This is a genomic window from Luteimonas marina (genome assembly GCF_007859325.1).
Lineage (GTDB): Bacteria > Pseudomonadota > Gammaproteobacteria > Xanthomonadales > Xanthomonadaceae > Luteimonas > Luteimonas marina.
Genome location: NZ_VOHK01000003.1, coordinates 112,760 through 134,173 on the forward strand (window position 1 = coordinate 112,760; position 21,414 = coordinate 134,173).

19 protein-coding genes are annotated in these 21,414 nt (G+C 70.0%); 13 read left to right on the forward strand and 6 right to left on the reverse strand.

Annotation, left to right across the window (positions count from 1 at the left end; all coding sequences use genetic code 11):
* Positions 1-139 precede the first annotated feature (139 nt).
* Positions 140-1,267, reverse strand: coding sequence for a GGDEF domain-containing protein (locus FQY83_RS07165; protein ID WP_158636450.1), 1,128 nt, complete (start codon positions 1,265-1,267; stop codon positions 140-142).
* Between the two features lie 115 nt (positions 1,268-1,382).
* Here FQY83_RS07165 and FQY83_RS07170 point away from each other — a divergent pair, with 115 nt between their 5' ends.
* From FQY83_RS07170 to FQY83_RS07195, 5 genes are all read left to right on the forward strand, one after another.
* Positions 1,383-2,348: an aldo/keto reductase gene (locus FQY83_RS07170; RefSeq protein WP_146386579.1), complete on the forward strand. Its 966-nt coding sequence runs from the start codon at positions 1,383-1,385 to the stop codon at positions 2,346-2,348.
* A gap of 233 nt (positions 2,349-2,581) precedes the next feature.
* The gene (gene hemP, locus FQY83_RS07180) at positions 2,582-2,782 is read left to right on the forward strand and encodes a hemin uptake protein HemP (RefSeq protein WP_146386583.1); all 201 of its coding nucleotides are present in this window, start codon (positions 2,582-2,584) and stop codon (positions 2,780-2,782) included.
* A gap of 150 nt (positions 2,783-2,932) precedes the next feature.
* Positions 2,933-5,164 (forward strand): TonB-dependent hemoglobin/transferrin/lactoferrin family receptor, encoded by a 2,232-nt coding sequence (locus FQY83_RS07185; RefSeq protein ID WP_146386585.1) that lies wholly within the window; start codon positions 2,933-2,935, stop codon positions 5,162-5,164.
* A gap of 4 nt (positions 5,165-5,168) precedes the next feature.
* Positions 5,169-5,828 (forward strand): Hemin transport protein, encoded by a 660-nt coding sequence (locus FQY83_RS07190; protein ID WP_146386587.1) that lies wholly within the window; start codon positions 5,169-5,171, stop codon positions 5,826-5,828.
* A 2-nt stretch (positions 5,829-5,830) separates the two neighbouring features.
* A complete protein-coding gene (locus FQY83_RS07195) occupies positions 5,831-6,787 on the forward strand; it encodes a DUF6607 family protein (protein WP_146387230.1) in 957 nt (318 codons plus the stop codon).
* 313 nt (positions 6,788-7,100) lie between these two features.
* On the opposite strand, the gene FQY83_RS07200 is transcribed toward FQY83_RS07195, so the two are convergent.
* Genes FQY83_RS07200 through FQY83_RS07210 form a run of 3 tightly spaced genes read right to left on the reverse strand, consistent with a single transcriptional unit; the run spans position 7,101 to position 9,433 of the window.
* Complete coding sequence (locus tag FQY83_RS07200) at positions 7,101-8,255, reverse strand: PDZ domain-containing protein (RefSeq protein ID WP_146386589.1); 1,155 nt, start codon at positions 8,253-8,255, stop codon at positions 7,101-7,103.
* 28 nt (positions 8,256-8,283) lie between these two features.
* Positions 8,284-8,847: a hypothetical protein gene (locus tag FQY83_RS07205; protein WP_146386590.1), complete on the reverse strand. Its 564-nt coding sequence runs from the start codon at positions 8,845-8,847 to the stop codon at positions 8,284-8,286.
* Complete coding sequence (locus tag FQY83_RS07210; protein WP_146386592.1) at positions 8,840-9,433, reverse strand: RNA polymerase sigma factor; 594 nt, start codon at positions 9,431-9,433, stop codon at positions 8,840-8,842. The genes FQY83_RS07205 and FQY83_RS07210 overlap by 8 nt, the downstream gene beginning before the upstream one ends.
* A gap of 222 nt (positions 9,434-9,655) precedes the next feature.
* Here FQY83_RS07210 and FQY83_RS07215 point away from each other — a divergent pair, with 222 nt between their 5' ends.
* The 6 genes from FQY83_RS07215 to FQY83_RS07240 all read left to right on the forward strand — a co-directional run bounded on the left by FQY83_RS07215 (position 9,656) and on the right by FQY83_RS07240 (position 15,172).
* Positions 9,656-10,639, forward strand: coding sequence for an SPFH domain-containing protein (locus FQY83_RS07215; protein WP_146386595.1), 984 nt, complete (start codon positions 9,656-9,658; stop codon positions 10,637-10,639).
* A 3-nt stretch (positions 10,640-10,642) separates the two neighbouring features.
* Positions 10,643-11,089 (forward strand): NfeD family protein, encoded by a 447-nt coding sequence (locus FQY83_RS07220; protein ID WP_146386597.1) that lies wholly within the window; start codon positions 10,643-10,645, stop codon positions 11,087-11,089.
* A gap of 150 nt (positions 11,090-11,239) precedes the next feature.
* A complete protein-coding gene (locus FQY83_RS07225) occupies positions 11,240-12,199 on the forward strand; it encodes a cation diffusion facilitator family transporter (RefSeq protein ID WP_146386599.1) in 960 nt (319 codons plus the stop codon).
* 73 nt (positions 12,200-12,272) lie between these two features.
* Positions 12,273-13,367: a glycine cleavage system aminomethyltransferase GcvT gene (gcvT, locus tag FQY83_RS07230; RefSeq protein ID WP_146386602.1), complete on the forward strand. Its 1,095-nt coding sequence runs from the start codon at positions 12,273-12,275 to the stop codon at positions 13,365-13,367.
* Positions 13,368-13,463: 96 nt separating this feature from the next.
* A complete protein-coding gene (gcvH, locus tag FQY83_RS07235) occupies positions 13,464-13,859 on the forward strand; it encodes a glycine cleavage system protein GcvH (RefSeq protein ID WP_146386604.1) in 396 nt (131 codons plus the stop codon).
* 890 nt (positions 13,860-14,749) lie between these two features.
* Positions 14,750-15,172: a hypothetical protein gene (locus FQY83_RS07240; RefSeq protein WP_146386606.1), complete on the forward strand. Its 423-nt coding sequence runs from the start codon at positions 14,750-14,752 to the stop codon at positions 15,170-15,172.
* Between the two features lie 335 nt (positions 15,173-15,507).
* Here FQY83_RS07240 and FQY83_RS07245 read toward each other — a convergent pair whose 3' ends face one another.
* Positions 15,508-16,899 carry a serine hydrolase domain-containing protein gene (locus FQY83_RS07245; RefSeq protein WP_146386608.1) on the reverse strand — a complete coding sequence of 464 codons (1,392 nt, stop codon included), beginning with the start codon at positions 16,897-16,899 and terminating at the stop codon, positions 15,508-15,510.
* An 85-nt stretch (positions 16,900-16,984) separates the two neighbouring features.
* On the opposite strand from FQY83_RS07245, the gene FQY83_RS07250 reads away from it, so the two are divergent.
* Both FQY83_RS07250 and FQY83_RS07255 read left to right on the forward strand, forming a co-directional pair.
* Positions 16,985-17,587: a LemA family protein gene (locus FQY83_RS07250; RefSeq protein ID WP_146386610.1), complete on the forward strand. Its 603-nt coding sequence runs from the start codon at positions 16,985-16,987 to the stop codon at positions 17,585-17,587.
* Between the two features lie 130 nt (positions 17,588-17,717).
* Positions 17,718-19,604, forward strand: a complete 1,887-nt coding sequence (locus FQY83_RS07255; protein ID WP_146386612.1) for a M48 family metallopeptidase — start codon at positions 17,718-17,720, stop codon at positions 19,602-19,604.
* Between the two features lie 107 nt (positions 19,605-19,711).
* Here the strand turns inward: FQY83_RS07255 and FQY83_RS07260 are convergent, their stop codons facing one another.
* Entirely contained in the window at positions 19,712-21,343 is a 1,632-nt protein-coding gene (locus FQY83_RS07260) for a GMC family oxidoreductase (RefSeq protein ID WP_146386614.1), read from the reverse strand.
* Between the last annotated feature and the right edge of the window lie 71 nt (positions 21,344-21,414).

The following is a 21,414-nucleotide window of genomic DNA, read 5'->3' on the forward strand; positions in this document are numbered from 1 at the left end:
CTCCATCCGGGCGCCGCCTGCGCCCGGAGATTTCTCCCTTCGGTCGAAATGACAGCATTGGGGCGGGAGATTTCTCCCTTCGGTCGAAATGACAGGAAGACGACATGACAGGGAGAAGGCACGGCCCCGCCGACAGCCCCTAGACGTCGCGCGCGATCACCCGGTTGCGCCCGCTGCGCTTGGCTTCCTGCACCCGGCGGTCGGCGCTGCCGAGCAGGGAAGAGGCCGTGGCGCCGTCCTGCGGGAACGCCGCCAGGCCCGCGCTGAAGGCCAGCGTGACCGGGTCGATGCCCCGGTCCGGGTGGAATGGCCGCTCCGAGAGCGTGCGGCGGTAGCGGTCGATCCGCTCCCAGGCGCTGCCGATCGGGCAGTGCAGCACCAGCACGAACTCCTGCCCGCCGATGCGCGCCAGGTGCTCGTCGTCGCCGAGCATGCCGCGCAGGTGTTCGGCCACGTGGCGGATCGCGCGGTCGCCGCCGATATGGCCGATTTCCTCGTAGACGCGCTTGAAATGGTCGATGTCGACCAGGCCGATGCTCAGCGAGCAGCCGTCGCGGCGCGCGGCCTCGAACATGCGCGGCAGGCGCTGCAGCAGCCAGGCGCGGTTGGGCGCGCCGGTCAGCCCGTCGCGGCCGGACATCTCGATCAGGCGCTGCATGCGGTAGACGATGGTGCTGGTGAGCAGCGTCATCATCAGCAGCAGGACCAGGCGCTCGGCCTGCCCGCCGAGGCTGACCGTGCCGTAGTCGATCGACAGCAGCGGCCGCGGCGCCACCGCCAGCACCGCGGCGACCAGCAGCGCGTACTGGACGATGGCGAGGCTGCCCACGTACAGCGTCAGCCGGCCGTCGTTGCGCAACGCGGTCATCGCGATCGCGAGCAGGTAGAAGCACCACACGATCATGCTGTTGAGGCCGGACGCGGGATCGTCCAGCGCGAGCAGCACCAGCACCCCGCTGGTGGCGGTGATGTCCCAGGTGCCGGTGGCGTAGGGCAGCCAGTGGTGGCGGCGGTGGTTGCGCGCGAGCGCGAGCCAGATCTGCGCCATGACGTTGACGAACACGGCGACGCCGAGCCCGACCAGCGTCTGCGCGGTGTCCACCCCGCCCAGGCCCGCGACCAGCGGCAGCGCCAGCACCAGCAGCGACAGCAGCGCGCGTACCTTCGCGACCAGCAGCTCGCCGCCGGCGCCGAGTTCGAGCATGACCTCGTCGGGCCGCCCGAACAGGGTGGCGAGCACGCGCTTGAGGGAAGAGGGTTCCTGCATTGCGCTGGAAGGCCGGTCGACGGACTGCGGCGAGGATACCGCGCGCCCGCTTGCGCATGCGCCCGGCGATGCGCCTCGCATAGACTGTCCGCGGACACCGCAAGCGGAGACGACCATGCGCTATCGCCGCCTCGGGGGCTCGGGCCTGCAGCTGTCGGCGCTGTCGCTCGGCGCCTGGCTGACGGCCGGCGCGCGCCTGGGCCGCGGCGAGATGCGCGAGCTGGTCGCGCTCGCCTGGGACCACGGCATCAACTTCTTCGACAACGCCGAGAACTACGCGCACGGCGAGGCCGAGCGGGTGGTCGGCGACGTGATCGCCGACCTGCGCCTGCCGCGCGACGGCTTCTGCGTGTCGAGCAAGGTGCGTTTCGGCTCGGCGGCCGACCCGCGCCCCACCCAGGCCGGCCTGTCGCGCAAGCACGTGCGCGACGCCTGCCACGATGCGCTCGCGCGCCTGCGCGTGGACTACCTCGACCTGTTCTTCTGCCACCGCCCCGATCCCGATACCCCGGTCGAGGAAACCGTCTGGGCGATGGACGCGCTGGTCCGGCAGGGCAAGGTGCTGTACTGGGGGACTTCGGAATGGCCCGCGGCGCTGGTCCGCGATGCCATCCACGTCGCGCGCACGCACCACCTGCACGCGCCGACGATGGAGCAGCCGCAGTACAACCTGCTGCACCGCGACCGCGTCGAACTCGAATACGCGCCGCTGTACGCCGAGCATGGACTCGGCACCACGGTCTGGTCGCCGCTGGCCTCGGGCCTGCTGAGCGGCAAGTACAACGATGGCGTGCCCGGCGACAGCCGTTTCGCGCAGCTGGGCGAGGACGACCCGCTGCGCCGGGACAAGCTGGCCGCGTCGCGGATCGAGCGCGCGCGCCGGTTCACCGCGCTGGCCGCCGAGCTGGGAGTCGCCCCGGCACCGCTGGCGATCGCCTGGTGCCTGGCCAACCCCTACGTCTCGACGGTCCTGCTGGGGGTGAGCCGACCGGCGCAACTGCTTGAAAACCTTGGGGCGCTGGCGCTGTCCGAGCACTTCGACGAGCAGGTCTGGCGGCGGCTGGAGGCGGCGACCCGGTGAGTTTCGGGGCCGTGCTCAAGGCCGTCATTCCCTTCAAGGTCGTCATCCCCGCGAAGGCGGGGACCCAGTGTCTTTGTTTTTCAAAGTCTTGAAGACACTGGGTCCCCGCCTTCGCGGGGATGACGACTTTTGGATTCACTGGCAATAGAAAATGCCTATCGAAGCCATCCACCGGTTGACAGATAAATGAGAATCATTAGCATTGTTATTCCCGACTGGTGAGGAACGCCGCAATGCTCGTGAGCCAAGAGACCTTCCCGATTTCCGCCGCCCCGGCCGATGCGGGGCAGGACCGCGGCCGCCCGCAGCCGCCGACCCTCGAGATCGACAGTCTGCGCCTGCTGCAGGGACAGCGCGAACTGCGCATCCGCCACGGCAACGAGACCTACCGCCTGCGGCATACGCGCAACGACAAGCTGATCCTCACCAAGTAAGTCGCTGCATCACCCGCAGCCGGGCGTCGCCGTGATCGGCGGCGACCGGCCGCGCGGGTTCCGTTTCTCTCCCAAGGCCCGCAAGCCACCGCCACGCCTGCCGTGCGGGATGCCAGCCAGCCTCGAACCACAAGACCATCGAGACTGCCCATGCGTCCCACCCTGCTTGCCGCCGCGCTGGTCGCGGCGTTGCCGCGAATTGCGCTGGCCGAGACCGCCACCGATACCGCCGTCCCTGCCGATGCCGCCGATTTCGACCGTGTGGTCGTGACCGCCACGCGCACCGAGCGCGCAATCACCGACGTGCCCAACACGGTCGACGTCGTCACCCGCGAGCGCATGGACGAACTGCTGGTGCGCGACCTGCGCGACCTGTTCCGCTACGAACCGGGCATCACCGTCAGCGAGAACTTCGGCCGCTTCGGCATCGGCGACATCCGCATCCGCGGCCTCGGCGGCAACCGCGTGCGCATCCAGACCGACGGCATCGTGGTGTCGGATGCGTTCTCGATCGGCAGCTTCTCCAACGCCAACCGCAACTTCGTCGACCTCGACACGCTCAAGCGCGTGGAAGTGGTGCGCGGCCCCACCAGTTCGCTCTACGGCTCGGATGCCCTCGGCGGCACCGTGTCGTTCATCACCAAGGATCCTTCGGACTATCTGGAGGCCGGCAAGGACGCCTACTTCGGCTTCAAGCTCGGTTTCGAGAGCGACTGGAACGGCCTGTCCGGCGGCGCCACCGCGGCCTTCGGCGGCGAGCGCTGGTCGGGCATGGTCGCGGTGAACCATCGCCAGGGACAGGAAACCGAGAACATGGGCGAGGTCGGCGGCACCGGCAGCGCGCGTACCCAGCCGAACCCGCAGGAGCGCGACGGCCGCAGCCTGCTGGCCAAGCTGGTGTATGCGCCGTCGCAACAACAGCGTTTCCGGCTGACGGTGGAAGGCAACGAGGACATCGCCGACACTGACATGCTGACCTCGCAGGGCTTCCAGGCGCTGACCGGCGCCACCAACACCCGCGTCGCCGCGCACGACAAGCAGACCCGCGCACGGGTGTCGTTCGCGCACGAGATCGACGGGCTCGACGGCTTCGCCGACGCGATCGACTGGCAGGTCTACCGCCAGGACAGCGAGACCACCCAGTACACCATCGAGGAGCGCACGCTGCCGGCGCCGACGCTGCGCGACATCCGCGAGCGCAGCTTCAACTTCGATCAGCGCCTGTATGGGCTGCAGCTGAACTTCCGCAAGGCGCTGGGCGATGCCGTCGTGCACGACCTCGCCTGGGGCCTGGACGTGTCGCGGACCGAAACGAAGCAGAAGCGCGACGGCCTGCGCACGTTCCCGTTGACCGGCGTGCAGACGCCGAGCATGCCGCCGGACGACTTCCCGGTGCGCGACTTCCCGGTCAGCAAGACCACGACCGCCGCGCTGTACCTGCAGGACGAGGTCGCCTTCGCCGACGGCGCGTTCCGGCTGGTGCCGGCGCTGCGCGTGGACTACTACGACCTTGAACCCGAGCTCGACGGCATCTTCGCCGGCGACAACCCGGGCGTCGCCGTCGCCGGCCTGACCGAGACCAGCGTGTCGCCCAAGCTCGGCATGGTCTGGCACTTCAGCGACGGCTGGTCGCTGTTCGGCGGCTACGCGCGTGGCTTCCGCTCGCCGCCCTACGCCGACGTCAACATCGGTTTCACCAACGTGATGTTCGGCTACACCGCGATCGCCAATCCGGACCTGAAGCCCGAAACCAGCGATGGCCTCGAACTCGGCCTGCGCTACTCGGGCGATGCGGTCCATGCCAGCCTGTCGGGCTATTACAACCGCTACGAGGACTTCATCGAGTCGTTCCGTTTCATCGGCTTCAACGACGAAGGTCTGATGCTGTACCAGTCGCAGAACGTCGCCGAGGCGCGCATCCACGGCGTCGAGCTGAAGGCGGGCGTGGATCTGGGCGCGTTCTCCGAGGCGATGGCGGGCTGGTCGCTGCGCGGCGCCGCGGCGTGGTCGCGCGGCGACGACCGCACCGACGACGTGCCGCTGGACTCGGTCGATCCGCTGACCGCGACGCTGGGGCTCGCCTACGACAGCGACGGCTGGGGCGCGGAACTCGCGGGCCGCTTCGTCGGCCGCCGCGACCGCATGTCGCCGCCGCCCGCGGGCGTCACCTATTTCGAATCGCCCGGCTACGGCGTGCTCGACCTGTACGCGCACTGGACCTTCGCGCCCGGCGCGCGGGTCAACGTCGGCGTCTTCAACCTGGCCGACAAGCGCTACTGGCCTTCCGGCAGCGTGCCGCTGGTGAGCAGCTCGAGCGCGACCGTGGACCGCTACACCGCGCCGGGGCGCAACCTCGCCGCCAGCCTGTCGATCGACTGGTGAGGCGATGACGCCGCGGCCGTTCGCCCTCGTCGAGCACGCGCCGTCCGCGACGACGGCGCGCCTGCCCACGCCGCGCCAGCTCGCGCAGCTGGGCACGGTGCTGTGCCTGTACCGGCAGGCGTCGGGCGGCGAACTCGCCGGCTGGTCACAGGCGGTGCGCGCCGAGGCGGGCGCCGAACTCGACAGCGACGGCATGCAGGAAAGCCTGCTGTTCTACGATCGCGCCGACCGCTGCTGCTGGCGCCTGTACCTGCTGCCCGACAGCGATTTCCTGGCCTGGGAAGGCCTGGCCGCGGCGCTGCCGCCGCATGCCGATCCGCTGGCGTCGGCCGGCGTCGCCGAGCGCCTGCTGCGGCGCCTGGCCGGCAATCTCGGCGAACGCTGGACCGGCAGCATCCTGCGCCTGCACGAACTGCGCGCCGGCCCCGGCGCCGGGTTCGCGCCGCCGGCGGTGCTGGCGGCCAGCCTCGCGTCGGTCTCGCCGCTGGGCGCCGGCATCGCCCGCCGCATCGCCCATCGCCAAGGCGCCGAGGCCGCCAGCCTGGTCGACGAGTGCTGCTGCGAACGCGCCGCGCGCGCGGCCGCCCGCGCGTCCGGCGATGATGAAACCTATGCCCTGATCCGCCTCAATCCCCATCTCCACACCACCGGAAAGCAAGCATGAACATGCCCGCCACCACCTTCCTCGCGCTCACGCTGCTGGCCACCGGCGCCGCCCGCGCGCAGGACGCCGCCATCGCCGACCCCGAAAAGGACCGCGCCGCGATCCTCGCCATGCAGGGCGAATACCTGGTCGATTTCGCCTTCGACGAAACCGTGCTGCTGGCGCCCGGCTACGAGCGCGCGTCGGCGATGCGCAGCGGCGGCGACGAGGTGGTGATCGTGGTCGAGGACACACCGGCGAAGGTCGTGCTGCAGCACATCCTGGTCGATTCCAAGTCCGGCCACGTCACCAAGCACTGGCGCCAGGATTGGGTCTACGAGGCGCCGCAGCGCTGGGAGTTCGCGGCCGACCAGACCTGGCGCGTGCGCGACATCCCCGCCGACAAGACCAAGGGTGCGTGGACGCAGTGCGTCTACGAGGTGAGCGACGCGCCGCGCTACTGCGGCACCGGCCGCTGGAACCACCGCTACGGCGTGGCGACCTGGACCTCCGACCGCACCTGGCGCCCGCTGCCGCGGCGCGAGTACACCAAGCGCAGCGACTACAACGCGATGAACGTGGAGAACCGCCACACCATCGTCCCCGGCGGCTGGACCCACGAGCAGGACAACACCAAGGCCGTGCGTCGCGCCGACGGCAGCACCGAGCGCACCATCGCCCGCGAGTTCGGCTTCAACGACTACCAGAAGGACACCGACGTCGACTTCACGCCGGCCCACGACTACTGGGCCGCGACGAAGGACTACTGGGCCAGGGTGCGCGCGCGCTGGGACGCGGCGCTGGCGAATCCCGCCGGCCTGCACCTGAAGACCAAGATCGACGGCATGGCGATGATCATCCCGCTGTTCACCCAGGCCGGCGAGGTGCAGGAGGGCAAGGACGTGACCGACGCCGAGATCGACAAGGTGTTCGCCGAATGGGTCGAGCCCGCGGGTCCGGAGCCGGTTGCGGCGAAGTAGGTTTTCCGGCAAAGGCCGTCGCTGGCCTGAAGCAACCCACCGTCATCCCCGCCTTCGCGGGGATGACGGTCTGTTGTAGGTCGGGGCTACGCCCCGACGCCCCGCCATCGCAGCGGCTTGAACCGACGTGTCCAATCACGTTTGTCATTCCGACCGTAGGGAGGAATCTGCTTTCGTCGTTTCGCTTGCCCGAAGCAGATTCCTCCCTACGGTCGGAATGACAAACGGGCTTCGGTCGGAATGACAATCGGATCTCTGTTGGAATGGCAATCGGATCATCCGCGGGTTGCGTCGGTACGACCGCCTCCGCGCATCACAAGGCCACGACGGACTCGCCGTGCGCATCGTCGCCGCCGCCGAACGCCACGCGCGGCGGCGCGGGGGGTACCGGCGGTGCGGGTGGCGCGGATGCAGCAGGCGCAGGCGGCTTCGGTGGCGACGGCGGGGCAGGCGGCGCGGGCGGCACCGGCCACGCCAGCTTCGGAACCGTGACCCGCGCCTGCCCGGCCTTGCGCTCGCGCAGGTAATCGATCGCCACCTTGTCGCCGTCACCCTTGCCGCGCAGCTGGGCCATGACTTCGCGCGGCGACGCCACTGCCTTGCCGTCGACGCGCTGGATCACGTCGCCGGCCTGCAGGCCATCCAGCTCGCCGTTCGACAGCACCAGCACGCCGCTGTCGGTGCCGAAGTAGCGGCCGAGCTGCGGATCGACCTCGGCCAGGTTCAGGCCGTTCCAGCGGAACGCCGACAGCAGCTTCGGCGCCGCGCAGTCCTCGCCCTTGCAGTCGGCGCCGTCGCGGGTGATGCGGATGACTTCCCGGCGCACCTCCGGTGCGATCCCCGGCACGGATTCCAGCGCCAGCAGGCCCGCGTCGAGTCCCTTCATCGCCGACGAGATCGTGCGTTCGAGCTGCGCCTCGTCGAGCCATTCGAAGCGCCCGCCGTCGCCGGTGGCGAATGCGAGCGCGCGGCCGCCGGCCCGGGGCGTAACCGCGACGCTGGCGCCGCGGCCGTCGCGCTGGTAGCCCAGCCGTACCTGGCGGTCGGCCTGCAGGTTGCCGAGCAGCTTGCGCGCGTTCTCCACGCGCAGCTCGCCGCTGCTGCCCAGGATCTGCACGCCATCGACCGACAGCAGCCGGTCGCCGCTCCTGAGCCCGGCCTTCGCCGCCGCGCCGTCGGGCGTGACGCCGGTGATGCGCACGCCGGCCTGCGCGTCGGGCGACAGCAGCACGCCGAGCAGCGGGCGGTCGAGGGCCTGTTCGATCCGCGCGCGCGCGACCCTGGCGGCATCGCCTGCATGTTGGCGCGACAGTTCGGCGACGCGTTCGGCGGCGCGGGCGAGTTCCTCGCGCGCCTGCGCGAGCTCCTTCGCGGCGGCGGCGTCGCGCGCGGGGTCGTTGGCCGATGCGGTGCCGGCGAGCAGCGCGGCGAGCGCGGCGGACAGCAGGGACAGGGAAGCGGGTTTCATGGCGGACCTCGATGGGAACGGTGGTGGATCAGTCGACGGCGACCAGCGCGGCGTCGTAGCGCACGCCCTGCGAGGCGAGCCAGCGGCGGTTGCTTTCGAAGCCGGTGAGCGTGCGCAGGCCGTCGACGCGCTGCTGCCACAGCGACAGCTGCTCCTCGCGCGAGAGGCCCGGCTGCATCAGCGCCGCGTCGATCGCGGCCAGCCGGCCGTCGAACTCGTCGGCGAGCAGGGCGGCGGTGGCGCTGGACACGCGGTCGTCGCGCGCGAGGGCGAGCAGGGATTCGAGCTGGGCCGATTCGGCGTACATCCGTTCGAGCGGATCGGCGGGCGTGGCGGCGAGGTGATCGGCGGGCGTCGTCGCCGGTGCGGCGTCGACGTCATCGGGCCCTTGCACCCGCCACGGCGCGGCGACGGCCAGCGCCAGCACCGCGGCGCTCGCTATCCACAGCGGCCAACGCCTGCGGCGGCGCGCGTCGAGCTTCGCGGCGACCGCCTGCCAGCCGCCGGCGGGCGGCGATTCCGGCGGCAGCGCGGCGAAGGCCTCGTGCCAGTCGCGGGGCGGAAGGGATTGGCTGGAACTGGCGTCAGGCATGGGCCGACTCCGGGACGGACTGCGGTTCGGGTTCGAGCAGCGCGCGCAGGCGGCGGGTGCCGCGCGCGAGCTGCGATTTCGAGAAGCTCGCGGTGCGCGCCATCAGCGCGGCGATCTCCTCGTGCGTGTAGCCCTCGGCGTGGTACAGCCACAGCACGCTGCGGGTGGTGGCGGGCAGCGTCGCCAGCGCGCGCTGCAGCGCCGCGGCGTCGGCGGCGGCGGGCGGCGGCGGGGCGACGTCGTCCTGCGGTTCGTGGACGTCCAGGTCGAGTTCGTCCGGGCGCTGTTTCGCGCGCCGCAACCGCATCAGCGCCTCGTTCACCGCGATCTGCCGCAGCCAGCCCCAGAACGGGCTGTCGCCGCGGAAGTCGCGGATGCGGTCGATCACCTTCAGCATCGTGTCCTGCAGCACCTCGGCAGCCTCCTCGCGGTCGCCGCAGATGCGCAGCGCCAGCGTGAATACGGGTCGCTCGAACCAGCGGTAGACCTGTTCCAGCGCCGCGCGGTCGCCGGCCCGCGCGCGGGCGAGCAGGGCGCCGGGCACCTCGATGGCGAAGCTGGACGGCGGTCGGGATTCGGGCGGCATTCCCCATTGTGGATGCGGGTGGGCGGGAAAGCGTCGCAGGTGGATGGTTGCTACGGCTTGTCATCCCGAGCGTAGCGAGGGATCTTGGCCGCCGGAGATCCCTCGCTCAGCTCGGGATGACAGCCCCTTGGGGGCGCGTTGCCGGGAATGCCCCGGTCACATCCAGCCTGCAGGCGGCGTCTGCCTCCTATACTGCAACTACGACAAGAGGAGGGGACACCCATGGGCGGAGGCATGTTTCTCGCGGCGGTGCTGCTGGTCGCCGGCGTCGTCATCCTGTTCAAGACCGTGCGCATGGTGCCGCAGGGCTTCGAATGGACGGTCGAGCGCTTCGGCAAGTACACCCATACCATGAGCCCGGGCCTGCACTTCCTGATCCCGGTGGTCTACGGCGTCGGCCGCAAGGTCAACATGATGGAGCAGGTGCTGGACGTGCCCAGCCAGGACGTGATCACCAAGGACAACGCGGTGGTGAAGGTCGACGGCGTGGTGTTCTTCCAGGTGCTCGACGCGGCCAAGGCCGCCTACGAGGTGGCGAATCTGGAGATCGCCACCATCGCGCTGGTGCAGACCAACATCCGTACCGTGATCGGCTCGATGGACCTGGACGAGTCGCTGTCCAATCGCGAGAAGATCAACGCGCAGCTGCTCGACGTGGTCGATCACGCCACCAACCCCTGGGGCATCAAGGTCACCCGCATCGAGATCCGCGACATCGCACCGCCGCGCGACCTGGTGGACTCGATGGCGCGGCAGATGAAGGCCGAGCGCGAGCGCCGCGCGGTGATCCTGGAGGCCGAAGGCCACCGCCAGTCCGAGATCCTGCGCGCCGAGGGCGACAAGCAGGCCGCGATCCTGCAGGCCGAGGGCCAGAAGGAAGCCGCGTTCCGCGAGGCCGAGGCGCGCGAGCGCCTGGCCGAGGCGGAGGCCAAGGCGACGCAGATGGTGTCCGAGGCGATCGCGCAGGGCGACGTGCAGGCGATCAACTACTTCGTCGCGCAGAAGTACGTCGAGGCGTTCAGGGAACTGGCGACCGGGCCGAACCAGAAGTTCGTGCTGATGCCGATGGAGAGCAGCGGCATCATCGGTTCGATCGCCGGCATCGCCGAACTGGCGAAGGAGGCGCTCGGCAAGCAGCCGTCCGCGCCGCGTGGCGGCCACCCGCCGCCGCCGCCGCCGCGCGCGAACTTCCCGACCGGAGGCTGAGCCATGGAACTTCGCTGGGACGTGGTGGCCTGGGCGGCGGTGGCGCTGCTGCTGTTCGCGGCCGAAGCGCTGGCGCCGGGCGCGTTCATGCTGTGGATGGGTCTCGCAGCGGTCGCGGTGTTCCTCGCGGTGCTGGTGGTGCCGGACATACCGCTGCTGGCGCAGGTCGCGGCCTTCGTGGTGCTGAGCTTCGTGTCGATCCAGGTCTACCGCAAGTGGGTCCGCGGCAAGGGGCGCGAACGCGAGAGCGATCATCCCACGCTCAACCGGCGCGCGTCCCAGCACGTCGGTCGCGTGGTGCCGCTCGACCAGGCGATCGTCGCCGGACGCGGGAGGGTGAAGATCGGCGATGCGTTCTGGGTGGTCGAGGGCCCGGACCTGGGCGTGGGCACGCCGGTGCGCGTCGTCGGCACCGACGGCGTGGCGCTGCAGGTCGAATCCGCCGCCTGACCGCCGCCGCACTTGTAGGAGCGCCTTCAGGCGCGATGCTTTTCGCTTTGCGCCGGCATCGCGCGAAAAGCATCGCGCCTGAAGGCGCTCCCACAGGTTTTTCGGGCCCGCGATTGTGTAACAGGCATCGCCGCCGATAGCGTTCCCGCCATGGGACACGACCACGACCACGCCAGCGCCGCCAGCATCCGCCACGAGAAGCCGCTGTGGTGGGCGCTGGCGCTGATCGTGGCGTTCATGGGGGTCGAGGTGGTGGCCGCGTTCGCGACCAACAGCCTCGCGCTGCTGTCCGACGCCGCGCACATGGCCACCGACGCGCTCGCGCTCGGCATCGCCCTGGTCGCGGTGCGCCTGAGCCGGCGTCCGCCGGACGCACGCCGCAGCTTCGGCTACGTCCGCACCGAGGCGATGGGCGCGATGCTCAACGGCCTGCTGCTGTTCGCGCTGGCCGGCTACATCCTGTGGGAGTCGGTGCACCGCTTCCTGGTGCCGCCGCCGGTCGCCTCGCTCGGCATGCTCGTCGTCGGTGTCACCGGGCTCGCGGTGAACCTGGTCGCGATGCAGTTGCTGAAGGCCGGCAGCGGCGAGAGCCTGAACGTGAAGGGCGCCTACCTCGAAGTCTGGGCCGACATGCTCGGCTCGGTCGGCGTGATCGTCGGCGCGCTGGTGATCCATTTCACCGGCTGGCGGCTGGCCGACCCGATCATCGCCGTCGCGATCGGGCTGTGGGTGCTGCCGCGCGCGTGGACGCTGATGCGCCAGGCCGGCAACGTGCTGATGATGGGCGTGCCCGACGGCATCGACCTGGCCGAGGTGCGCGCGGCACTGGCCGGCCTGCCGGGCGTGTCGGACGTGCACGACCTGCACGTGTGGGCGCTGGCGTCGAGCCGGTCGGCGATGACCGCGCACCTGGTGGTCGACGACAGCGTCGACGACCGCGCGCTGCGCCACGTCGCGGTCGAACTGCTGGCGCAGCGCTTCGGCATCGGCCACGCCACCCTGCAGGTCGAGCGCGGCGACTGCCACGGGCCCGACTGCGGCAACGGCCGGACCGGGGCGCACGAGCACGCCCACGACCATGATCATGACCACGCCCGCCATCGCCACTGAGCGGCCCGTGCGCGCGGGCCCTTCGCCGGGCGATCTGGGATAATCACGGCCTTTCGCATACGGGCCGCGCACCATGACCAGCAAGACCATCCTCAACGACAGCCACCGCGCGCTCGGCGCCAAGATGGTCGACTTCGGCGGCTGGGACATGCCCATCCACTATGGCTCGCAGATCGAGGAGCACCACCAGGTGCGCCGCGACGCCGGCATGTTCGACGTCAGCCACATGACCGTGGTCGACCTGCACGGTGCGCAGGTGCGCGCGTTCCTGCGCCGGCTGGTCGCCAACTCGGTCGACAAGCTGCAGAAGCCGGGCAAGGCCCTGTACACCTGCATGCTGAACGCGCAGGGCGGGGTGATCGACGACCTGATCATCTATTTCCAGCGCGAGGACTGGTTCCGGCTCGTGGTCAACGCCGCCACCCGCGACAAGGACCTGGCGTGGATCACCGCGCAGGCGGCGCCGTTCGGCGTCGAGGTCCGGGAACGTCCGGAGCTGTCGATGATCGCGGTGCAGGGTCCGACCGCGCGCGAGCGCGTGCTCGGCCTGCTCGACGAGGCCCAGGCCGCGGCCGTCGGCAAGCTCGGCAAGTTCGCCGCCGCCGACCTTCCCGGCACGCGCTTCGGCGACCTGTTCGTGGCCCGCACCGGCTACACCGGCGAGGACGGCTTCGAGGTGGTCGTGCCGGAAGGCAACGCGGTGGCGCTGTGGGAAGCGCTGCTCGCCGCCGGGGTGAAACCGGCCGGCCTCGGCGCGCGCGACACCCTGCGCCTGGAGGCGGGCATGAACCTCTACGGCCAGGACATGGATGACACCGTGACCCCGTACGAAGCCGCGCTCGGCTGGACCGTCGCCCTCGACGAGGGACGCGACTTCACCGGCCGTGAGGTCCTGGAGCGGCACAAGCGCGACGGCGCGCCGCGGCAGATGATCGGCATGGTGATGGACGAGAAGGGCGTGCTGCGCCACGGCCAGAAGGTGCTCACCGCGCAGGGTGAGGGCGAGATCCTGTCGGGCACCTTCTCGCCCACGCTGGGCAAGGCGATCGCGTTCGCGCGGGTGCCGGCGGGCGACGTGTCGAGCGGCGTGCGCGTCGACATCCGCGGCAGGGAAGTGCCGGTGCGCGTGGTGAAATTCCCCTTCGTCCGGGACGGCAAGGCGCAGTAGCGCCGGACTTCCCGACCGATGGCGCTTGCGGTGGCGCCACCGGGCTTCGCTACACTAGCCGCACCTTCCCCAGAACCCGCACGACCGGAGTCCACGATGAGCGAGATCCCTGGCGACCTGAAGTTCATGAAGTCACACGAATGGGCCCGTGTCGAAGGCGACGGCAAGGTCACCATCGGCATTTCCGACCACGCCCAGGGCCTGCTCGGCGACCTGGTCTACGTCGAGCTGCCGGCGGTCGGCGACAGCGTCGATGCCGGCAACGCCTGCGCCGTGGTCGAGTCGGTCAAGGCCGCGTCCGACGTCTACGCGCCGGTGTCGGGCACCGTCACCGCGGTCAACTCCGCGCTGGCCGACAAGCCCGAGACGATCAACGAGGACGCCTACGGCGAAGGCTGGCTGTTCGTGGTCGAGGCCAGCGAACCCGACCAGCTCAACGACCTGCTTGGCCCGGACGACTACGCCGAGCTGCTCGAGGAAGACGACCACTGAGTCGTCCCGCGACGGATGCGCCTGGCGCATCCGCCGCGACCATCGCGCGGACGGAGCATCGGGCGCCGTCCGCAAGCGTCGCCGCCACCCGCGACGCACGCCGTCCCGACCCTTCCCCTGCACCGCACGCGCTTCGACTTTCGTCGCGCCGCATCACCCTGCGCGCGTCTTCCGCGCGCGTCGAAGAGGCCGGTGGGCGCCGCCGCCGCGGTCGAAAAGTTTGCGCAGTTTTCGCGCAAACGGGTTTGTGCGGCGCGAAATCCGAAGTCCGTCCGGCATTCTTTTTCCGGGGTCCGGATCGCCTGCGCGCGCGCGCGACGCGCGTCGTCCAACGCGAAGCGTTGGCGCCGCGCGCGTTCGCAATCGCAGTTGGATTCTTGAAAACACACTTGTTTTCCGCGCTTTCGTTCGCGGTGCGTGCACGCCATCGACGTTCGTTGCGAACGATCGTCGCGATCGTGCGCGCGGCGAAGCCGGATCGGACCGGCGACGCCGCCGCCGGCGACCTGAAGGAATTTCGGCGCGGGGTGTTGACAGTTGAAAAAACCGTGATTAGGTTTCGCCCAACAGACGTTGCCGCAGAAGCGAGTGAGTCAGCAAACAGCAAAAACGCGCAGCATAAAAAAGACCTCCGCCCCGAACTTCTACAAGGTGGATGCAGGCACCGTCTCCGCTGCGAAAACAAGAACCCATCATTCCGGACACCTGCGCCGCCCCGAGCCGCAGGTGTTTTCGTCTTACCGGGACCGCGAACCCCCGATCGCGGCATCCCTGCCGAATCCGTTCCGGCGCGCCTGTCGCGCTGGCGGTTGTGCGCGGGTCCGATACCCGCGCGCTGCTTGAGTACTGGGCAGTAGTAGAGCAAGTCAACTGACGAGGAGAGCCATCCCATGGCCGCGAAGAAAGCTGCAAAGAAGAAGGTCGCCAAGAAGGCTGCCAAGAAACCCGCGAAGAAGGCGGTGAAGAAGGCAACCAAGAAGGTCGCGAAGAAGAAGGTAGCGAAGAAGGCTGCCAAGAAGGTCGCGAAGAAGAAGGTCGCCAAGAAGGCTGCCAAGAAGAAGGTAGCGAAGAAGGCTGCCAAGAAGACCGCGAAGAAGGCTGCCAAGAAGAAGGTAGCGAAGAAGAAGGTCGCCAAGAAGGCTGCCAAGAAGAAGGTAGCGAAGAAGAAGCCTGCCAAGAAGGCCGCCAAGAAGGCGACCAAGAAGGCTGCGAAGAAGAAGGCGGCCAAGAAGCCCGCCCGGAAAGCCGCAAAAAAAAAGGCTAAAAAAGCCAGGGCTGTGACACTGCCTCCAGTGCCGACGCCCCTGATCTGAAAACCCGATTAGCCGTAACCGAAGCTCCTTCTCCGCGTGCCCAGGCGGAGAGGGAGTCTTTTTTTGGGGGCTTCGCGCAAGCGAGGGGGCGAAGCGATCCCGCATGCAGCTGCAGCCGGACCGGGTCAGCGAAACTCCGCCCCTGCGTTCCGGAGGAGAACTCCCGAGAACTGTCATTTCGACCGCAGGGAGAAATCTTCCTTCCCCTGCGCCGGAGACGGGATTTCTCCCTGCGGTCGAAATGACAGCTTTTTTCCCCGGGGTGTTCCCCCGCTACCCAGTCATCGTGCGAGACGTGGCAGGTCGCGGCTGAAGCCGCATCCCGCAGGCGATGCCTACTGCGGCCGCGCCTGCGCCCCGCTGGACTGCGGGCCACCGCTCGCCGGCGCCGTCTGGTCGTCCGACGCGTACAGGCTCTCGAGGTTCGGGTCGACGTCCAGCCAGGGATGTGTCGGCAGCCCGATCGCGCGGTCGAGGATCGTCGGCAGCAGGCCCGACGGCAGCGCGCTGTTGCTGTTCCAGAGGATCACCACGCCGAGGTCGCGCTCGGGCAGCATCGCCATCAGCCCGCGATAGCCCTGCACGGCGCCGCCGTGGAAGACCAGGCGGTGGCCGGAATAGTCGTAGATGCGCCAGCCCAGGCCATAGCCCGCGGCATTGAGGCGCTCGCGCCGCCACGAGGCGCCGCGCATCTCGGCGGGCGTGCCGACGATCGGCGCCTGCAGCGTCGCCAGCAGCGGCGCCGGCAGGACCTCGGTGCGATGGCCGCCCTGCGCGAGCAGCCACTGCGCCATGTCGTTGATGCTGGCGTTGACGCCGGCCGCCGGCGCGAGCCGGTAGTAGGTCGGCTTGGGCATCAGCGACTTCCAGCCGGCGCCGGCGCGCACGTGCGGCTTGGCCCAGCGCGCGCTGGCGGTGATGCCGTCGAGGCCGAGGCTGGCGTCGTTCATGCCCAGCGGCTTGAAGATCCGGCGCGATACCGCCTCGCTGTAGAACTGCCCGCTGGCGGCGAACACCACGTCGCCGACCAGGCTGAAGGCGACGTTCTGGTAGCCGTAGCACTCACCGGGCGCGCAGGCCATCGGCGCCGCCGCGAAGCGCTGCACCAGCCCGTGGTAGTCGGCGTTGGCCTCGATGTCGCGGTCGTAGGTGTGGTGGCGCAGGCCGACGCGATGGCTGAGCACGTCGGCGACCGTCAGCTGCTGCGCGGCGGCGGGGTCGGCGAACTGCAGGCTCGGCATGAAGTCGACCACGCGGCTGTCCCAGCGCAGCGCGCCCTCGGACACCAGCATGCCGGTCAGCGTGCCGGCGAACGATTTCGACAGCGAGGCCAGGCGGAACACGGTGTGTGCGTCGACCGGCTCGGCGTGCGAGACGTCGGTGATGCCGTAGCCGCGCGCGCTGAGCACGCGGCCGTCGTGCACGATCGCCATCGCCAGGCCGGGCACGCGCTGGTTGGCGACCAGGTCCTGCGCCATCGCCTCGAACACGCGCACGTCGAAGCTGGCGGCGAGCGGCCTGCGGGTGATGTCGGCGGGCAGCGGCGCCGGGCGGTCGGACGGGTAGACGGGCGCGGGCGTCACATCCGCCGCGGTGCCCGCGTCCTTGTGCCAGGCCAACGGAGTCTGGGCAGTGCTCGAAAGCGCGATCGCCGATAGCAAGCCGACCAGCAGGGCGCGTCCGAGGCGCGTTGCGCGGGGTCGGGGGCGACGGAGGTTTGCTTTCATCGGGACTGCCCCCTGCGTATGCTCTCGCTGCAGGCGATCATAGGCGCCTGTTCCCGGAATTGCATGAACAAGGGGAGGTAGTACGGTGAGTGGATTGATTCTGCTGGTAATCCTGATCGGCATCGCGGTGCTGGTCGGCGGCTGGGCGGTCGGCATCTACAACGGACTGGTGACTGCCCGGAATGCGTTCAAGAACGCGTTCGCGCAGATCGACGTGCAGCTCCAGCGCCGCTTCGACCTGATCCCGAACCTGGTGGAGACCGCCAAGGGCTACCTGACGCACGAGCGGCAGACGCTCGAGGCGGTGGTGGCCGCGCGCGGCGCGGCGATCTCGGGGCTGAACGCGGCCAAGGCCAGCCCGGGCGATCCGGCGGCGATGGCCGAACTGGGCGCCTCGCAGGGCATGCTGAACGGCGCGCTGGGACGCCTGCTCGTGGTGGTCGAGGCCTATCCGGACCTCAAGGCCAACCAGAACATGATGCAGCTGACCGAGGAGCTGACCAGCACCGAGAACAAGGTCGCGTTCGCGCGCCAGGCCTACAACGACTCGGTGATGGCCTACAACAACAGGCGCGAGGTGTTCCCCTCGAACCTCGTCGCCGGCGTGTTCAACTTCGCCCAGGCCGCGCTGCTCGACATCCCGGCCGACCGGGCCGAGGTGCGCGAGGCGCCGAAGGTGCAGTTCTGAAAGAGCCGGGATTCGGGATTGGGGATTGGGGATTCGGAAAAGCGGCAGGTCGCGCCTGCCGCCGTCCCCCGGCATACGTCGCTCCTGATCTTCCGAATCCCCAATCCCCAATCCCGAATCCCCGCCGTCAATGAACTTCTTCGAACGCCAGGCCCAGGCGCGCCGCAACACCACGCGGCTGGTGGTCCTGTTCGCACTGGCCGTTGTTGGCATCGTGGTCGCGGTTGACCTGGGCGTGCTGCTGGTGTTCGGCGGCGAGCCGGTTCTGCTGGCGATGTCGACGCTGCTGGCGCTGGGCGTGATCGGCATCGGCTCGCTGTACCGGGTGGCGTCGCTGCGCGGCGGCGGCGAGCCGATCGCGCAGCAGATGGGCGGCGTGCCGGTGCCCGAGGACACCACCGACCTGCACCTGCGCCGCCTGCGCAACGTGGTCGAGGAGATGTCGATCGCCTCCGGCGTGCCGGTGCCGAAGATCTACGTGATGGAGCACGAGGCCGGGATCAACGCCTTCGCCGCAGGCTACTCGCCCTCGGACGCGGTGATCGCGGTGACGCGCGGCGCGCTCGACCGCCTCAACCGCGACGAGCTGCAGGGCGTGGTCGCGCACGAGTACAGCCACATCCTCAACGGCGACATGCGCCTGAACATCCGCCTGATCGGCGTGCTGTTCGGCATCCTGATGCTGGGCCTGATCGGGCGCAAGATCCTGCAGCACGGCGGCCGTGTGCGCGGGCGTGGCGCGATGCCGGTGCTGGTCGGTGCGCTGATCGCGCTGCTGGTGGGCTACGTCGGCCTGTTCTTCGGGCGCATGATCAAGGCCGGCGTCAGCCGCAGCCGCGAAGTGCTGGCGGACGCGTCGGCGGTGCAGTTCACGCGGCAGACATCGGGGCTGGCCGGCGCGCTGAAGAAGATCGGCGGCCTGCACGACGGCGCGCGCCTGGCCGAACGCGCGGACGCCGAGGAAGTCAGCCACATGCTGTTCGGCGACGGCATCGGCCTGCGCGGCCTGTTCTCCACGCACCCGCCGCTGCTGCAGCGGATCCAGGCGCTGGAGCCTTCGTTCAAGGCCGAGAGCCTGGAGCGGCTGAAGGCGCAGTGGCTGGCGGTGCCGCCGAACGGGCTCGACGAGGACCTGCGGCTCGGCCTGGCCGGGCCGGAACACGGCGGGCTGCCGCAGGCGTCGTCGCGGCTGGGCATCACGCCGCCGATGGTTGCGGCCCAGGTCGCCGATCCGAAGAACGACGACTATCGCCGCGCCGATGCGATCGTTTCCACGCTGCCGGGGGTGGTGCGCGCGCTTGCCGCGCAGCGCGACGCCGCCGCGCCGCTGCTGCTCGGCCTGCTGCTCGACGAGGACTCGGAAATCGCCGACAAGCAGCGCAGCGAGATCGTCGCCCGGCTCGGTGTGCAGGCGGCGTCGGAAGCGCGACGCCTGCGCGACGAGCACCTGCACGCGCTGCATCCGATGCTGCGGCTGCCGCTGGCCGCGCTGGCCTTCCCGACCCTGCGCCTGCGCCCGCGCCCGGAGCTGGCGACCTTCCTCGACACCGTGCACGCGATGGTGCACACCGACGGCCGCGTCTCGCTGTTCGAGTACTGCCTCGGCCGGCTGCTGGAAGTGCAGCTGCGCGAGACGCTGGACCCGTCGCGCTACGCCCGCTTCGGCCGGCGCAAGCCCGGCGGCGTGCGCCAGGAGTTCGCCACGTTGCTGGCGGTCGTCGCGCAGGCCGGCAATCCCGCGAATCCCGACGAGGCCCGCCGCGCCTATCTCGCCGGCATGCAGCGCGTGCTGCCGCGCGACCACCTGCCGTACGCGCCGCCTGCCGAGGGCGTGCTGGCGCTGGATGCGGTGTGGGGGCCGCTGGACGCGCTCGATCCGCTGGCCAAGCAGGTCGCGGTCGAGGCGATCACCGACGCCGTCTCGCACGACGGCCGCGTCTCCGTCGCCGAGGCCGAACTGCTGCGCACCATCTGCGGCGTGCTGCACTGTCCGCTGCCGCCGATGCTGGAGCGCTGATCGATACAGGACGTCATCCCGGCGAAAGCCGGGATCCATCTTGCCGTTGCCCTGAGGGCACAAAGCCAAATGGATCCCGGCTTTCGCCGGGATGACAGGTCGGAGGGTCAGGCGCCCTGCGTCGAAGCCGTGTGTCCCCGGATCAGGTCCGCCGCGCGTTCGGCAATCATGATCGTCGGCGCGTTGGTGTTGCCGCCGATAAGATTCGGCATCACCGAGGCGTCGACCACGCGCAGGCCTTCGACGCCGCGCACGCGCAGCTGCGGATCGACCACGGCTTCATCATCACTGCCCATGCGGCAGCTGCCGACCGGGTGGTACACGCTTTCGGCCTTGGCGCGGATGAAGTCGGCGAGTTCCGCGTCGCTCAGGTCGTCGCGCGCGGGGAAGATCGGCGCGCCGCGGTAGGGATCGAACGCGCGCTGGGCGAGGATGTCGCGCGAGACCTTCGCGCACTCGACCATCATCCTCAGGTCGAAGCCGTCCTCGTCGGACAGGTAGTTCGCCTCGATCCGCGGCTTGTCGCCGACGCGGCCGCTGGCCAGCGCGATCCGGCCGCGGCTGCGCGGACGCAGGAAGCAGGCGTGGAGGGTGTAGCCGTCGCCGGGCAGGCGGTGGCGGCCGTGGTCGTCGAGCATCGCCGGCACGAAGTGGAACTGGATGTCGGCGCGTTCGTCCGGCGCCAGCGGCGAGCGCACGAAGCCGCCGGCCTCGGCGATGTTGCTGCTGCCGGGGCCGCGGTGGCCGCGCAGGAAGTAGTCGAACGCGACCTTCAGGTCGCTCATCCGGTCGTAGCTCACGCGCTGCGTCGAGTGCCACAGCGTGCACACGTCGAGGTGGTCCTGCAGGTTTCCGCCGACGCCGGGCGCGTCGTGCACCACCTTGATGCCGTGCCGGCGCAGCTCGGCGGCCGGGCCGACGCCCGACAGCATCAGCAGCTGCGGCGAGTTGATCGCGCCGCCGCACAGCAGGACCTCGCGCGCGGCCGGCTGGTGGAACGCGCCACCGCGCGCGGCATAGACCACGCCCGAGGCGCGGCCGCCCTCGAAGGTGATGCGGTTGACCTGTGCGCCGGTCACGATGCTGAGATTGGGACGCGCCTTCGCCGGCTCGAGATACGCGACTGCCGCCGAGCAGCGCGCGCCGTCGCGCTGGGTGACCTGGTACAGGCCGACGCCGAGCTGGTCGTGGCCGTTGAAATCGTCGTTGTGCGGAATGCCGGCCTGTCCGGCCGCTTCGATGAAGGCACGCGAGAGCGGGTTGACGTGGCGCAGGTCCGACACCGACAGCGGACCGTCGCCGCCATGCAGCGCGTCGCCGCCGCGCGCGTTGCCCTCGCTGCGGCGGAACCAGGGCAGCACGGCGTCCCAGTGCCAGCCGGTCGCGCCGAGCGTGGCCCAGTCGTCGTAGTCGGCGGGTACGCCGCGGATGTAGCACATGGCGTTGATCGAACTGGAGCCGCCCAGCACCTTGCCGCGCGGCCACCACAGCCTGCGGTTGCCGAGCTGCGGTTCGGGCGCGGTGTCGTAGTCCCAGTTCACCCCCTTGCGGTTGACCAGCTTCGCCAGTCCCGCGGGCATGTGGATGAACGGGTGCCAGTCGCGCGGCCCGGCCTCGAGCAGCAGCACGCGCACGTCCGGGTCTTCGGAGAGCCTGTTGGCGAGCACGCAGCCGGCCGAGCCGGCACCGATGACGATGTAGTCGAAAGCCTGGGTCGGGGCGGCGGGTCTGACGGCCATCGGCGCACGGTAGGTGGCGGAACTAGAGCATATGCTCGGCGAGGTGGCGGGCGCAGCGGCATTGGGCTAAC